The organism is Pseudoduganella sp. jia 9 (assembly GCF_055502615.1).
The window spans coordinates 91,056-105,365 of sequence record NZ_JBUPWE010000015.1 but is presented as its reverse complement, the minus strand read 5'-3'; the positions used below and the strand labels follow the sequence as shown (position 1 = coordinate 105,365).

Genomic DNA, 14,310 nt, shown 5'->3' with positions numbered 1-14,310 from the left:
GTCCCGCCTTTCATTGTCAGCCATGCCACAATTCGCCCCGCTTCAGAACGACACCTTCCTGCGTGCGCTGCTGCGCCAGCCGACCGATTACACGCCTGTGTGGCTGATGCGCCAGGCGGGCCGATACTTGCCCGAATATAAGGCCACGCGTGAAAAGGCCGGCTCTTTCATGGGGCTGGCCACGAATCCGGACCTGGCCACCGAAGTCACGCTGCAGCCCCTCGAGCGCTATCCGCTGGACGCGGCGATCCTGTTTTCCGACATCCTGACGGTGCCCGACGCGATGGGCCTGGGCCTGTATTTCGTCGAAGGCGAGGGCCCGAAGTTCGAGCGGCCCCTGAAAACCGAGGCCGATGTGCAGGCGCTGCGCCTGCCCGAACCCGGCTCGCTCGACTACGTGTTCAAGGCCGTCACGCAGATTCGCACCGCGCTGAACGGCCGCGTGCCGCTGATCGGTTTTTCCGGCAGCCCATGGACGCTGGCCTGCTATATGGTCGAGGGCCAGGGCTCGCGCGAGTTCCACACCATCAAGAAGATGCTGTACAGCCGGCCGGACCTGATGCACCACATCCTCGATATGAACGCGCGCGCGGTGGCCGAATACCTGAACGCGCAGATCGAGGCGGGCGCCCAGGCGGTGATGATCTTCGATTCCTGGGGCGGCGCGCTGGCCGATGGCGCCTATCAGCAGTTCTCGCTGCACTACATGCAGCGCGTGGTGGCGCAACTGAAGCGCGAGCATGACGGCGTGCGTATTCCGGCAATCGTGTTCACGAAGGGCGGCGCGCACTGGGCGGAAGAAATCGCCGCGATCGGCGCCGACGCGATCGGCCTGGACTGGACTGCCGATATCGGCAAGGTGCGCGCGGCGGTGGGCGACAAGGTTGCGCTGCAGGGCAACCTCGATCCGGCCATCCTGTTTGCCGGGGCGGAGCAGATCCAGGCGGAAGTGTGCCGCGTGCTGGACGCCTATGGTCCCCACACTACCGGCCACGTCTTCAACCTGGGCCATGGCATTTCCCAGTTCACGCCGCCGGAATCGGTGGCCGTGATGGTGGACACCGTGCATTCCCACAGTCGCAACCTGCGGTTCGGGGCGTAAAGCGCCGTTAATCCCACAGGCAAACCCGACTTATGCACAATTTTTCTGGTTGCCAAAGCAAAAGGCAATCAGAAAAGCCTGGCTCGATCAAAAAATCCAAGTGATTGATTTGACTGGATAAAATCCAGCCTGAAAGTTAGTGTACTTTGCGATAAGTAAACCTTATCGTCGTCTTCGTGAAATGTTGCGATGGCATTCTCCACAAAGTTATCCACATAAACTGTGGAAAAAAGATAAAAGCGCTTAGTAAACCGCGACTTATGCCTGATTCTGCGGCATTGCACAAATTTTGGGCAGGCAACGGAGCTTCCTACGGTAGAGCCTGCTTGGTAGAATAGCCGGTTTTCTCCGCCGCCCGGCTGCCCTTCGCGAACGATCAGGCGTTTGAGCAGAGCGACTTATGCACAGCAAGATTAAAAAATCCCGTAAATTTGCCGCTCTCGGACGCGATTTTCAAGTCATTGATTTTAAAAGAAAAAAATTGTGAAATTTGTCGTTTCCATGCTTCATCTTTGGCTGGAAAATGCAGGTTTCCGGGAATTACGGGTTCAATGTCCACAAAGTTATCCCCAGAATTTGTGGATAGTTCACGGGTGATCTGATGTCGCACTGCATACTCCGGATCGCACTCGACACGCCGCTGCACGCGGTCTTCGACTATCGCTGGCCATGTCCGGAAACGGCGCGGCCCCAGGTGGGCCATCTGGCGCTGGTGCCGTTCGGTCGGCGCGAGGTAATGGGCATCATCGTCGGCGTTGCCGACGATACCGATGTGCCGGAGGAAAAGCTCAAGGACGCGCTGGCCGTCCGCACCCAGCTGGCTCCGCTGCCGGCGCAGTGGCTGGCGCTGGCCGGTTTCGCGGCCGAGTATTACCAGCGCCCGCTGGGCGAAGTGGCGCTGCCGGGGGTACCGAAGAACCTGCGCCTGCCGACCACCGTGGCGCTGGATCGCGCCATCAAGAAGCTGGCCAAGGCACCCATCGGGCATGACCCGGCCCCCGTCGGCATGCCGCTGCTGAATCCGGAACAGCAACGCGCCGCCGATGCGATCGGCGGCGCGCAGGGCTTCTCGCCGCTGCTGCTGTACGGCGTGACGGGGAGCGGCAAGACCGAGGTGTACCTGCGCGCCTGTGCGCAAGTGCTGGCGCGCGAGCCGGACGGGCAGATCCTCGTGCTGGTGCCCGAGATCAACCTGACACCGCAGCTGGAATCGAACATTCGCGCCCGCTTCCCTGGCGTGATGGTGGCTACGCTGCACAGCAGCCTTGCCGAGGGCGAGCGCATGCTGCACTGGCTGGCCGCGCACCAGGGCCAGGCCCGCATCGTGCTCGGCACGCGCCTGGCGATCCTTGCCTCGCTGCCGCACCTGAAGCTGATCGTGATCGACGAGGAGCACGACCCCTCGTACAAGCAGCAGGAAGGCTTGCGCTATTCGGCACGCGACCTGGCCGTGTGGCGTGCCTGGCAACTGAAGATTCCCGTCGTGCTGGGTTCGGCCACGCCATCGCTGGAAAGCTGGCACCACGCGCAATCCGGGCGCTACCGCAAGCTGGAACTGCGCGAGCGCGCCGTAAAGCAGGCTGTGCTGCCGGCCGTGAAGCTGATCAACCTGGAGCACGACAAGCCGCGCGATGGCCTGACCACGCCCCTGATCGATGCGCTGAAGCTGCGGCTCGAACGCGGCGAACAATCGCTGCTGTTCCTGAACCGGCGCGGCTACGCGCCGGTGATTTGTTGCGATTCCTGCGGCTGGGTCAGCGATTGCCAGCGTTGCACCGCATTCATGGTGCTGCACAAGGGCGAGTTCAAGCTGCGCTGCCACCACTGCAGCCTGGAGATGCGCATCCCCCGCCATTGCCCCACCTGCGGCAATATCGACCTGCAGCCGCTGGGCCGTGGCACCCAGCGCATCGAGGAAGGCTTGCAGGCGATGTTCCCGGAAGCGCGCATCCTGCGCATCGATGCCGATTCCACGCGCCGCAAGGGCAGCGCGCAGGAGGCGTTCGATACGGTGCACCGCGGCGACGTCGATATCCTGATCGGCACGCAGATGGTGGCCAAGGGCCACGATTTCAAAAAGCTGACGCTGGTCGGCATCCTGAATCCCGATACGGCGCTGTTCTCGCAGGATTATCGCGCCAGCGAGCGGCTGTTCGCGCAGCTGATGCAGGTGGCGGGCCGCGCCGGCCGCACCGCGCAGGCCGAAGGCGGCAGCGCCAGCGAAGTGCTGGTGCAGACGCGCTATCCCGAACATCCGCTGTACGGCGCCGTCGTCCGCCACGATTACGACCGTTTTGCCGGCGCCCTGCTGGCAGAGCGCGGGCAGGCAGGCCTGCCGCCCTACCTGTACCAGGCCATGCTGCGCGCCGAGGCGCCGGAACTGGCGAAGGCGCTGGAATTCCTGCAGGCGGCGCGCGATTGCATGCAGGGGGAGGATTTCATGGACGGCATCACGATCAACGACCCCATCCCGATGAGCATGACGCGGGTGTACAACGTCGACCGCGCGCAGTTGCTGGTGGAGTCGCCGTCGCGGCCGGCATTGCAGGCCTTCCTGAAAGAGTGGATGGCGCGTTTGCGGGAGATGAAGTCGCGCGTGAAATGGTCGCTGGAAGTCGACCCGGTCGATATCTGACCAGCCGCCTCCCCGGAGAATCGCAGGTCCCGGGTCCGGCGGCGCACGGTCGTCGCGGCGCGCCGCTCGCGCGGTGCCGCCGTGGTGTACGATGCAAAAAATTCCCGGAGGAACAATGAACACCATTCGTTGCGATGTGGCTGTGATCGGTGCCGGCACTGCCGGCCTGTCCGCTTACCGCGCCGCCCGCGCGGCCGGCAAGCATGCGGTGCTGATCGAAGGCGGGCCTTACGGCACCACCTGTGCGCGCGTGGGGTGCATGCCCAGCAAGCTGCTGATCTCGGCCGCCGAGGCCGCTCATGCGCTGCGGGAGGCGCCCGCCTTCGGCGTACACGCCGGCACCGTGCGGGTCGACGGCCGGGCCGTGATGGCGCGCGTGCGCCGCGAGCGCGACCGCTTCACCGGCTTCGTCGTCGAGAATGTCGAAGGCTTGCCGGCCGCCGACAAGATCCGCGGCTACGCCCGCTTCGCGGCACCCGGCCGTTTGCTGGTGGACGACCATACCGAGGTGCATGCCGAACGGATCGTCATCGCCACCGGATCGGTGCCGGTCGTGCCCGAGGAATGGGCGCAGGCGGGGCCGCGCGTGATCAACAGCGATGCCGTGTTCGAATGGACCGACCTGCCGGAATCGGTGGCCGTCATCGGTACCGGCGTGATCGGCCTGGAGCTGGGCCAGGCGCTGCACCGGCTCGGCGTGCGCGTCGCGCTGTACGCGCGCGGCAACAGCGTCGCCCAGCTGAGCGATCCCGCCGTGCTGGCCGAGGCCACCGGTGTGCTGAAGCAGGAGCTCGACATCCGCTTCCAGACCCAGGTGGTCTCGGTGCAGCCGGATGGCGGGCAACTGGCGCTGGTCACGCGCGACGCCGCCGGCAACGAGCAGCGCGAGCACTATGAGTATGTGCTGGCGGCGATCGGCCGCGCGCCGAACGTGCAGGCGCTGCGGCTGGACCTGGCCGGCATCGAGCGCGACCGCGGAGGCGTGCCGCTGTACAACCACACCACGATGCAATGCGGCACCAGCCCGATCTTCATCGCCGGCGACGCCAACGACGAACTGCCGCTGTTGCCCGAAGCGGCCGACCAGGGAAAGATTGCCGGCCACAACGCCGCGCTCTACCCGGACGTGCAGCCCGGCCTGCGCCGCACACCGCTGGCGATCGCCTTCACCGAGCCGCAGATCGCCACCCCCGGCGCCGGCTGGCGCGCGCTGGCCCAGAGCCACGAAGGGCGCTTTGCCGTTGGCGAGGTGTCGTTCGCCAACCAGGGCCGCAGCCGCGTCATGCTGCAAAACCACGGCATGCTGCGTGTCTACGGCGAATATGGCAGCGGCCGTTTCCTGGGCGCGGAGATGATCGGTCCGCGCGCCGAGCATATCGGCCATTTGCTGGCCTGGGCCGTACAGGCCGGGCTGACGGTGTCCGCCATGCTCGACATGCCGTTCTACCACCCGGTCGTGGAGGAAGGCGTGCGCACCGCCTTGCGCGACCTGGCCGAGGCGCTGAAGCATCCGCCGCCGGAGCCGCCGCAACCGTGCCCTGATTGCACACCGGGAACATAAATCGGCAAGATTAAAACTGAACTTTAAAACAACGCCGCTTGATTTTCGTTAAAAGCCTCCTCGATGTCTTACCTTATTGCTATAGACTATTGATATAAAGCAAAAAGCTAATTGCGCGACCATCCTAGCGTCATACGCGCAGGCAATATTTTGGGGGCATCATGACGATACGGCGATTAACCAGCGGCGACATCCGCGTGGGCGAACTGCTCGCCTGGGATGTGTTCGGCGAAAACGGCGCACTGCTCGTGCGCAAGGGCTTCCTGCCGTCTTCGGAGGTGCAGGCCAATAACCTCGTCGAACGCGGCTTCATCGACGACCCGGCGTCCGGCGATGGCCGCGCGCACGGCGCCAGCGCCGAGCCGCCCTCCGTATTGCGCCTGTTGAACCACGCGGTAGCGGAACTGGAGCCGCTGCTGCATCGGATCGCGGCCGGCGGCGGCAGCGTGCAGGCCGAGCTGGAGCAGGTGGCGCTGCTGGTGGCGCACGCCGTCGACATCAATCCGGAGGTGGCTGCCGCCTGCATCCTGCACAACCAGCGCGCCGCGGCCTATGCGGTACGGCATTGCGTCGACACCGCCGTGGTGGCGCATATCCTGGCCCGCGCGGTGAAGCGGCCGGCCGCCGAAACGCTGTCGATGTCGCTGGCCGCGCTGACGATGAATGTGGGAATGCTGCGGCTGCAGGAAGAGCGCCGCGGGCTGAACGACGAGGAGAAGGCGCTCGTGCGCAGCCATCCGGAGCGTGGCGTGGCACTGCTGCGCCAGGCCGGCGTCAGCGACCCGGTATGGCTTGCCTGCGTACTGTCGCATCATGAAAACGAGGACGGCAGCGGATACCCGCAGGCGCTGGTCGGCGATGCGATCGCCGTTCCGGCGAAACTGATCGCACTGGCCGACCGCTATTGCGCGCGCGTGTCGGACCGGCCATACCGCAAGCCGATGCTGCCGAACGCGGCGCTGCGCGACATCCTGCTCGATGCGCGCCATGCGCTGGATGGGCAACTGTGTGCGGTGCTGATCCGCGAGCTGGGAATCTATCCCGTCGGTACCTTCGTGCGGCTGCTGAACGGCGAAGTGGGTGTCGTGTCGCGCCGCGGCCTGAATTCAACCACGCCGTACGTGCAGTCGTTCATCGGCCCGCGCGGCGCGCCACTCGACGTGTTCCTGCAGCGCGACACGCGCGGCGACCTGTCCGGCATCCGCGATGTGCTCAGCGCGGACCAGGTCGACAGGGCCATCCGGATGGACCAGGTATGGGGCAGGACAGCGCTGCCCTGAAGGTTTTGTCAGGCGCTCCAGGATTTCTTGTCAGTTCAGCGTTGCGTCGAGCCGGCCATCCTCGGCCAGTTCGCGCAGCACGCGGATCGTGTCGATGTCCGATTCCTGGTAGGCCGAGCGGCGGAACTCGTCGAACATGGCATTTTCCTCATCCTCGCGGGCGTTGTGCGCATCCTCGTATTCGAAGCGCACGAACAGGCGATCCTGGCCATGCGACTCGATCGTCATCGTCAGGCTCGACTTGCTGATCTCGCCCTGCGCGGCCACCTCGTAGCGAATCTGGTTCGGGTAGTCCAGCACCACCGTATCCTCGATCACCAGGTCGCCATAGCGCTGCGTGCGCTTGAACCCGTTGCCGGTACGCTCGCCGATGCGCACTTCGTCCAGGTGCGGCACGAACAGCTTCGGCGATTCTGCGCGCAGCACGAGCCCGCGCCAGACCTGCTCGTGGGTGAGGGTATCGATCAGCGGGTTCATGGGATCGTTGATTTCTATCAGATGTTCGAATTTCATAGCGTGGCGTAGTTGTCGTGAGCCGAATGCCACTATATTCCTCCGGAGCCGGAAATATCAATGGAGAGACGTTACAATGGCGGGCTGCGTGGCTGGCTGTGCCTGCTTCATCCGCGCCCTCGACCCCCGCTTTCGATTCTCTTTCCACCATGTCCAATGCACCCAGATTCGGCCTGAACGGGCCGCAAAGCGAAGCCGTGCTGTACCTCGACGGACCCGCCCTCGTACTGGCCGGCGCCGGCTCCGGGAAGACACGCGTGATCACGCAAAAGATCACCTACATGATCGAGGAACGCGGCTACGACCCGCGCACCATCGCCGCGCTCACGTTCACCAACAAGGCCGCGCTGGAGATGCAGGAACGCGTCGCCAAGCTGCTGAAGCAGCCGAAGCAGGCCAAGCAGCTGACGGTATCCACCTTCCATTCGCTGGGCGTGAGAATCCTGCGCCAGGAAGCCAACCACCTGGGCCTGAAGGACCGCTTTTCCATCATGGACAGCGACGACTGCTATTCCCTGGTGCAGGACATGGCGCTCACTACCGACAAGGGGCTGATTCGCCGCATCCAGAACGACATCTCGCTGTGGAAGAATGCGCTGGTGACGCCGGAACTGGCGATCCGCAATGCCAAGGATGAAGACGAGGCGCAGTCGGCGCGCATCTACGCCAGCTACGTCAGTACGCTGTCGGCCTACCAGGCGGTCGACTTCGACGACCTGATCCGCCTGCCGGTGGAACTGTTCCGCGACAACGATCCGGTGCGCGACAAGTGGCAGCGCCGCCTGCGCTACCTGCTGGTCGACGAATACCAGGACACCAACACCTGCCAGTACGAGTTGCTGAAGCTGATGGTGACGGGGATCGGCAAGAAGCCGATGTTTACCGCGGTGGGCGACGACGACCAGGCGATCTACGCGTGGCGCGGCGCGTCGGTGGAGAACCTGGCCAACCTGCAGGTGGATTTCCCGGATCTCCGCCTGATCAAGCTGGAACAGAACTACCGCTCCACCACGCGCATCCTGCAGGCGGCCAACGCGGTCATCTCGAACAACCCGAAGCTGTTCGAGAAGGCGCTGTGGTCCGAGCATGGCCTGGGCGAACCGATCAAGGTGCACGCCATGGCCAACGACGAGCAGGAGGCCGACCAGGTGGCGATCATGATCTCGGCCGACCACTTCGAGCGCCGCAACAAATGGTCGGATTACGCCATCCTGTACCGCGGCAACCACCAGGCCCGCATCATCGAGCAGGCGCTGCGCAACCAGCGCATCCCGTACACGATCTCCGGCGGCCAGAGCTTCTTCGACAAGGCCGAGATCAAGGACATCATCGCCTACCTGCGCCTGCTGGCCAACCAGGACGACGATCCCGCCTTCATCCGCGCCGTGACCACGCCGCGCCGCGGCATCGGCCAGTCCACGCTGGAAGTGCTGGGCGCTTTTTCCGGCCAGTGGCAATGCTCGCTGTTCGAAGCCGTGTTCAAGGGCGGCATCGAGGCAAAGCTGACGGACCGCCAGCTGCAGCCGCTGCGCGACTTCTGCAATTTCATCAACGACCTGGAATCGCGCGCCAGCCGCCCCGGTGCCGCCGGCAGCGGCGACAATGCCGCCCAGGTGCTGGACGACATGATGGAAGCGATCCACTACGAGCACTACCTGTACGACACGCTCGAAGAGCGGGCCGCGCAGAGCCGGTGGCAGAACGTGCTCGATTTCATGGGCTGGCTGAAGGACCGCGGCCGCGGCGGCAAGGAACGCGACGGCGAGGAAAAGAACGTGCTGGAGCTGACGCAGATGGTCGCGCTGATGTCGATGCTCGAGGGGAAGGACGAGGATCCCGATGCGATCCGCATGTCCACCCTGCACGCGTCGAAAGGCCTGGAGTACCCGCACGTGTTCCTGGTCGGCGTGGAGGAGGGCATCCTGCCGCACAAGGGCGATCCGGATGCGCCGGTCGAAACGCTGGCCCAGCGCATCGAGGAAGAGCGCCGGCTGATGTACGTGGGCATCACGCGCGCACAGCGCACGCTGCAGCTCACCTGGTGCAAGAAACGGAAGCGCGCAGGCGAGCAGGTACACTGCGACGTTTCCCGCTTCATCGCCGAGATGCAGCTGGACGTGGGCGATGCGCCACCGAAGGAAACCGAGGTGATCTCGCCGCGCGAACGCCTGGCCCGCATGAAGGAATTGCTGGCCACCTCGAAACCAAAGGAAATCACGTGAACCAGGAACAAGAACAGGAATCACGCTTCGTCGACATCGAAATCAAGCTGGCCCACCAGGAAGACCTGGTCGAGTCGCTGAATGCCCGCATCTACGAGCAGCAAAAGCAGATCGACCAGCTCGAAGCGATGGTCGCCCGGCTGATCGAGCACATGCGCACGCGCGATACCGCGCAGGCGCCGCTCAACGAACGGCCGCCGCATTACTGATGGAACGCCCATCGATGGAACGCTATCTTGCTCCCTCGACGTGGATCGACTCCGAGCACCCGCAAGTAAAAATGCAGGCCGACGCGCTGGCGCAGGGCAGTACCGGCATCGACGACACGGTGCGCCGCTGCTTCGAGTTCGTGCGCGACGAGATCCGCCACAGCTGGGATCATTGGCAAGATCGTCGGCAGGATCCTGTGACCTGCCGGGCCTCGGACGTGCTGGCGCACCGCACCGGCTACTGCTACGCCAAGAGCCACCTGCTGGCCGCACTGCTGCGCGCCAACGGCATCCCGGCGGGCCTGTGCTACCAGCGCCTCGCGGTCGGCACCGAAGGGCCGCCGTTCTGCCTGCACGGGCTGAATGCCGTCTGGCTGCCGGAGCATGGCTGGTACCGCATCGATGCGCGCGGCAACAAGGAAGGCGTCGATGCGCGGTTCACGCCGCCGGTCGAGCGTCTGGCGTTTCCCGTGCTTGCGCGCGAGGAGCGCGACCTGCCCGAGATCTGGGCCGAACCGCTCGATGCGATCGTGGCCGCGCTGACCGGTTACGCCACCGTGGAAGACGTGGCGGCCAACCTGCCCGATATCGAACTGCTGCCCCGCACATAAGCGGACACCAGCGGCACATCAGCGGCGCGCCAGTGCCATAAGTCATGGCCCGCAGCCGTGCCGAACGGCACATGCGGCGCGCCACTCCTTTTCCTACACTTGCGCAGCGATGCCGCCGGATGGTCCGGCGGCACGCAAGTGAAAGGAAACCATGAAACGTTCGATTCTCGTTGCGCTGGTGCTGACCCTCGGCGCATCTTCCGCCTTCGCCCAATCGTACGCCGGAATTTCGCTCGGCAAGCGCGGCAACCAGCAATGGCGCGAAGATTCGGGCACCGTGCTGAAACCCGACAACCGCGACCTGCCGATCACCGTGTATGGCGGCTACCGGTTCACCGACATGCTGGCGCTGGAAGCCGGCTACGCGCGGCTGTCGGATGCCGGCTACGCCACCGCCGGCGGCGAAACGTCCGCACGCTCCGGCGCGCTGTATGTCGCCGGCAAGGCCACCTTCGGCATCAACGACCGGCTGGCGTGGTACCTGAAGGGAGGGATCGCCCGCAATTACCTGGTGATCGAGACCCCCGATGGCCGCGAGGAAAAGGACCACAGCTTCCGGCCGATGGGGGCCGCCGGCATCGAGTACCGCTTCACGCCGCGCGTCGCCGCCGTGGCCGAATTTGCCGCCTACGGCAAGGTCAGGACGTCCAAAGCGTACATGCGGCACAACGTGGTGCAACTGGGTTTGCGCTTCGATTTCTGATCCATGCGTCTTCAGGGGCAAAGGGTTCCGGTCAGATGATTTCTTGCTCGATGCCGCGCAGTACCGCGCGCACGCGGTCGCGCACGCCCAGCTTGGCGAGGACGCTCGATACGTGATTCTTCACGGTGCCTTCGCCGCAACCCAGGCTGGCGGCGATTTCGGCGTTGGAGAGGCCGCCGGCCATCAATGCCAGCACTTCCGTTTCGCGCCCTGTCAGCGAGGCCAGTGGTGCGACGGCAGGCTCGCCGTTGCGGCGGAACGAGGCGCGCGTGCGTTCGGTCAGCGCGGGGCGGAACAGCGTCTCGCCGGCCACCACGGCACGGATGCCGTCGGCCAGCCGTTCCAGTGAAATATCCTTCAGCAGGAAGCCGCGCGCGCCGGCGCGCATCGCATCGAACAGGGCATCGTCGTCGTCGAACGTGGTCAGCATGATCGTCGGCGGCAGGTTCACAGCCCCGCGCAGCAGTTCCACGCCACTGCGGCCGGGCATGCGCACATCGAGCAGCAGCACATCCACCGCCGTCTGGGCCAGCATGCGCCCGGCGTCGATGCCATCGACCGCTTCGGCCACCACGCGGATATCGTCGGTCAGGTCCAGCAGACCGCGGATGCCGCTGCGCACCAGTGTCTGGTCGTCCACCAGCGCCACGCGGATCATGCCGGCACCCCCGGCAGGCGCATCTCGAGGGTCAGCCCGCGCGGCATGCCGCCGGCGATGCGCAACTCGCCACCCATGTCCGTCAGCCGCTCGCGCATGCCGCGCAAGCCATTGCCTTCGGCGATCGCCGGCGTGCCGAGGCCATTGTCGGTAACGCGCGCGACCGTGGTGCCCGCGCTGGCATCGAGCTGGATCGTCAGCGCCGTCGCCTGCGCATGGCGCAGCGTGTTCGTCACCGCTTCCTGGATGCAGCAGAACAGCGCGTGGGCCACGTGCGGCGGATGGCGGGCCGCCCGTGCATCGATGCGCACTTCGGTCCGCAGCGCCGGCAGCCCGGCGCACATCACGCGCAGCGCCTCGGCGAGATCGATCGGACGATCCTGGCGCGCATGGGTGACCACGCCGCGCACCTCGGCCAGCAGGTCCTGGCCGAGCGCATGCGCGGTGCCGAGCGCGGCGGGCGCCGTGCCGCCGGCCTGGCGCACCGCCAGGTCGAGATGCAGGTTCAGTGCCGTCAGGTGATGGCCGAGGGTATCGTGCAGGTCGCGCGCGATGCGCATGCGCTCGGCGCCACGTACCGTTTCGCCCAGCAGCGTTTGCGTGGCCAGCACCTGGGCATGGGCGGCGGCAAGCGCCAGGCGCGAACGGCGCTCGCGCAGCACCAGGCTGCCCACGAAGAAGGCGGCGCCGATCAGCAGCCGTTCCGCCGACAGGTAGGCCAGCATGGGTACCACTCGCCCCGGGGGCAAGGTTGCCGAGAGAAGCAGCGTGGTGTCGGCAATAACGCCGAGCAGGTATTGCGCGGCAAGCCAGCGCAGGCCGGTGCGCGCCGGCAGCAGCAGCGCCAGCTGGGCCGACACGAGCATGTTGAAGACCAGCGAATCCATTACCAGCGCGCAGGCCAGCTGGGCGCCCAGGAACAGGCGGCGCCGGCCCGGCAGGGGCGTGGTGCAGGCGCCGTACGCCAGGGCGGCGCACAGGCAGAGCACTGCGCACTTGCTTGCCACGTAAAGGCCGACGGCGTGCACGGCCACCGGCATCCCGAGCACCTTCAACAGTCCGATCGCGAACCAGCCGGTAAAGGTGTGCAGCGAGAGCCGCTCGGGCGTTTCGGTCAGCACGGCCGCCACGTCCAGCGAACCGAACATCAGCGGCCCGGCGACCGCGAGCGCCCAGGGCGGCAGCTGGAGGGCTTTCAGCCCCGTGAAGAATGTGCGCATTGTCGCAATGGCAATTGGAAAAACGCATTGTAGTGCGGGTGCGTGCTCGCCAAAGGAAAAATATGCGGCGCCAGGGTGCATCGATGCCAGGCCGCGAGTGCCTGCGGCCTGGGCTCTGCAAGCCGGGGTCGCCGGCCAGCATCCCGCTTCCGCCGCGGGCGTGGGAAAGATGCCGCTCAGGCGGCTGGCCGCGCCGTGGCTGCGGCGGCCAGTTGCCGCCCCAGCCGCCGGCCCAGGCACAGCAGCGTGAGGGTCGGCGGCAGGCCCCAGGGCGCCGGCAGCACCGATGCGTCGCAGACGAACAGGCCCGGCGTGCCGGTCTGCAGGCCGCTGTCGACCACCGTACCGATCGCCGCGGTGCCGCCCGGATGCGCGGCAAAGTGATGGCTGGTAAACACATGCCTTGCGCCGGCCTGGCGCAGGATGTCGCGCGCGACCGCCACACCACGGCCCAGCCTTGCCTTGTCGGCCGCCGTCAGTGTCTTGTCCACCCAGCGCGGCCCCACGGCGCCGCCCGCTTCGTCGGCGATCTTCACCATGATCGACAGCGTGCGCGCATGGGCGTGCAGCCGGTCGAAGCGGCCTGCCTGGGCGGCGAAGGCGGCGTACATCGGCCGCGGCAAGGCCAGGTCGGCAAACGATATACCCTCGTCCGGCAGCGCCAGGCCGGCCGCCATCGGCACCTCGGCGCCGCCGTCGAGACCATCGACGCTGCCCATCACCGCCACCACCGGATCGCTGAAGAACGGCACGGCGGCAGGTGCCAGCCCGGAGCGGTGCAGCAGGCGCGGGCTGCCGATACCGCCGGCCGCCAGCACGACCAGCGGCGCACGCACGGCGTGCACCGAGCCGTCGACCGTGACGTCGACACCCGCCGCGCGGCCTTGTTCCACGATCACCCGCTCCACGCGCGCATCGGCCGCCAGTTGCGCGCCGTGGCGGCAGGCTTCGTCGAGAAAATCGCGGGCGGTCCACTTGGCGCCGAACGGGCAGCCATAGACGCAGCGCCAGCAGCCGGTGCGGCAGATCGCGGGGCGGATCATCTTGTCCAGCTTGTGCCAGTGCAGGCCGGCGTCGCGCGCAGCCGTCATGACGCGCCGCGCCATCGGCCCGACGAGGTCGTCGGGCAGCGGGCCGAGCGGCAATTCGCCGCGCAGCGCCCGTTCGTCGTCCGCCAGGTCGATGCCGAGGCGCGCGAACGACGCCGGCGGGGATGCCGCGGTGGCGAAGTTGATGGTGGAGCTGCCACCCGCCGTGATGCCGCGCACCAGCAGCGACGCGTCGCGGTGGAAGAACGCGCCCTTGCCGGGTACGGCGGCCATGGCCGCCATCTGCGCGAGCGTGCCGGCCACCGGCGCGGCGCTGCCGCGTTCCAGGATCAGTACGCGCGCACCCGTGGCCGCCAGCGTGCGCGCCACGCTGGCGCCGCCGGGGCCGCTGCCGACGACGATCGCGTCGTAATGGGAGTGGAAGGAAGCCATGGCCGTCATGCTACACGCTGCTGGAGCGGGCACCGCGGTTTGCATTATCATCTTGCCTTCATGCTTGCCACCGGGCAGGTGTTTCCCGACACGGAGCCGGCGACGATCTCGCCGG

13 protein-coding genes are annotated in these 14,310 nt (G+C 66.3%); 8 read left to right on the top strand and 5 right to left on the bottom strand.

All coding sequences use genetic code 11. The features are described from left to right. Positions 1-22: 22 nt before the first annotated feature. Complete coding sequence (gene hemE / locus ACY34H_RS20825; protein ID WP_464979371.1) at positions 23-1,102, top strand: uroporphyrinogen decarboxylase; 1,080 nt, start codon at positions 23-25, stop codon at positions 1,100-1,102. Positions 1,103-1,478: 376 nt separating this feature from the next. On the opposite strand, the gene ACY34H_RS20820 is transcribed toward hemE, so the two are convergent. Further along, positions 1,479-1,712, bottom strand: a complete 234-nt coding sequence (locus ACY34H_RS20820) for a hypothetical protein (RefSeq protein WP_464979370.1) — start codon at positions 1,710-1,712, stop codon at positions 1,479-1,481. Between ACY34H_RS20820 and ACY34H_RS20815 the strand changes: the two genes are divergently transcribed. The 3 genes from ACY34H_RS20815 (at position 1,704) to ACY34H_RS20805 (ending at position 6,578) form a co-directional block, all read left to right on the top strand. Continuing rightward, positions 1,704-3,737 (top strand): primosomal protein N', encoded by a 2,034-nt coding sequence (locus tag ACY34H_RS20815; RefSeq protein WP_464979369.1) that lies wholly within the window; start codon positions 1,704-1,706, stop codon positions 3,735-3,737. The two genes, ACY34H_RS20820 and ACY34H_RS20815, sit on opposite strands and share 9 nt — an antisense overlap. A 115-nt stretch (positions 3,738-3,852) precedes the next feature. Next, entirely contained in the window at positions 3,853-5,298 is a 1,446-nt protein-coding gene (locus tag ACY34H_RS20810; RefSeq protein WP_464979368.1) for a dihydrolipoyl dehydrogenase, read from the top strand. A 161-nt stretch (positions 5,299-5,459) separates the two neighbouring features. Beyond that, a complete protein-coding gene (locus ACY34H_RS20805; protein ID WP_464979367.1) occupies positions 5,460-6,578 on the top strand; it encodes an HD-GYP domain-containing protein in 1,119 nt (372 codons plus the stop codon). A 30-nt stretch (positions 6,579-6,608) separates the two neighbouring features. Here ACY34H_RS20805 and ACY34H_RS20800 read toward each other — a convergent pair whose 3' ends face one another. Continuing rightward, positions 6,609-7,091: an SRPBCC family protein gene (locus tag ACY34H_RS20800; protein ID WP_464979366.1), complete on the bottom strand. Its 483-nt coding sequence runs from the start codon at positions 7,089-7,091 to the stop codon at positions 6,609-6,611. Between the two features lie 149 nt (positions 7,092-7,240). Between ACY34H_RS20800 and ACY34H_RS20795 the strand changes: the two genes are divergently transcribed. From ACY34H_RS20795 to ACY34H_RS20780, 4 genes are all read left to right on the top strand, one after another. Beyond that, a complete protein-coding gene (locus tag ACY34H_RS20795) occupies positions 7,241-9,313 on the top strand; it encodes a UvrD-helicase domain-containing protein (protein ID WP_464979365.1) in 2,073 nt (690 codons plus the stop codon). Continuing rightward, positions 9,310-9,522: a SlyX family protein gene (locus ACY34H_RS20790; protein WP_464979364.1), complete on the top strand. Its 213-nt coding sequence runs from the start codon at positions 9,310-9,312 to the stop codon at positions 9,520-9,522. The genes ACY34H_RS20795 and ACY34H_RS20790 overlap by 4 nt, the downstream gene beginning before the upstream one ends. Next, positions 9,522-10,133 carry a transglutaminase-like domain-containing protein gene (locus tag ACY34H_RS20785; protein ID WP_464979363.1) on the top strand — a complete coding sequence of 204 codons (612 nt, stop codon included), beginning with the start codon at positions 9,522-9,524 and terminating at the stop codon, positions 10,131-10,133. The genes ACY34H_RS20790 and ACY34H_RS20785 overlap by 1 nt, the downstream gene beginning before the upstream one ends. 151 nt (positions 10,134-10,284) lie before the next feature. Beyond that, entirely contained in the window at positions 10,285-10,836 is a 552-nt protein-coding gene (locus ACY34H_RS20780; RefSeq protein WP_464979362.1) for a porin family protein, read from the top strand. A gap of 31 nt (positions 10,837-10,867) precedes the next feature. Here ACY34H_RS20780 and ACY34H_RS20775 read toward each other — a convergent pair whose 3' ends face one another. The 3 genes from ACY34H_RS20775 to ACY34H_RS20765 form a co-directional block, all read right to left on the bottom strand. Continuing rightward, on the bottom strand, positions 10,868-11,494 hold the full coding sequence (locus tag ACY34H_RS20775) for a response regulator (RefSeq protein ID WP_464979361.1): 627 nt from the start codon (positions 11,492-11,494) through the stop codon (positions 10,868-10,870). Beyond that, positions 11,491-12,714, bottom strand: a complete 1,224-nt coding sequence (locus ACY34H_RS20770) for a sensor histidine kinase (RefSeq protein WP_464979360.1) — start codon at positions 12,712-12,714, stop codon at positions 11,491-11,493. Before ACY34H_RS20770 ends, ACY34H_RS20775 begins: the two co-directional genes overlap by 4 nt. Before the next feature lie 176 nt (positions 12,715-12,890). Continuing rightward, positions 12,891-14,195 carry a GMC family oxidoreductase N-terminal domain-containing protein gene (locus tag ACY34H_RS20765; RefSeq protein WP_464979359.1) on the bottom strand — a complete coding sequence of 435 codons (1,305 nt, stop codon included), beginning with the start codon at positions 14,193-14,195 and terminating at the stop codon, positions 12,891-12,893. Positions 14,196-14,310 lie beyond the last annotated feature (115 nt).

Bases quoted from the DNA above. Each gene is read 5' to 3' on its own strand.
- hemE (WP_464979371.1), top strand. From the start codon at position 23: ATGCCACAATTCGCCCCGCTTCAGAACGACACCTTCCTGCGTGCGCTG.
- ACY34H_RS20815 (WP_464979369.1), top strand. From the start codon at position 1,704: ATGTCGCACTGCATACTCCGGATCGCACTCGACACGCCGCTGCACGCG.
- ACY34H_RS20810 (WP_464979368.1), top strand. From the start codon at position 3,853: ATGAACACCATTCGTTGCGATGTGGCTGTGATCGGTGCCGGCACTGCC.
- ACY34H_RS20805 (WP_464979367.1), top strand. From the start codon at position 5,460: ATGACGATACGGCGATTAACCAGCGGCGACATCCGCGTGGGCGAACTG.
- ACY34H_RS20800 (WP_464979366.1), bottom strand. From the start codon at position 7,091: ATGAAATTCGAACATCTGATAGAAATCAACGATCCCATGAACCCGCTG.
- ACY34H_RS20795 (WP_464979365.1), top strand. From the start codon at position 7,241: ATGTCCAATGCACCCAGATTCGGCCTGAACGGGCCGCAAAGCGAAGCC.
- ACY34H_RS20785 (WP_464979363.1), top strand. From the start codon at position 9,522: ATGGAACGCCCATCGATGGAACGCTATCTTGCTCCCTCGACGTGGATC.
- ACY34H_RS20780 (WP_464979362.1), top strand. From the start codon at position 10,285: ATGAAACGTTCGATTCTCGTTGCGCTGGTGCTGACCCTCGGCGCATCT.
- ACY34H_RS20775 (WP_464979361.1), bottom strand. From the start codon at position 11,494: ATGATCCGCGTGGCGCTGGTGGACGACCAGACACTGGTGCGCAGCGGC.
- ACY34H_RS20770 (WP_464979360.1), bottom strand. From the start codon at position 12,714: ATGCGCACATTCTTCACGGGGCTGAAAGCCCTCCAGCTGCCGCCCTGG.
- ACY34H_RS20765 (WP_464979359.1), bottom strand. From the start codon at position 14,195: ATGGCTTCCTTCCACTCCCATTACGACGCGATCGTCGTCGGCAGCGGC.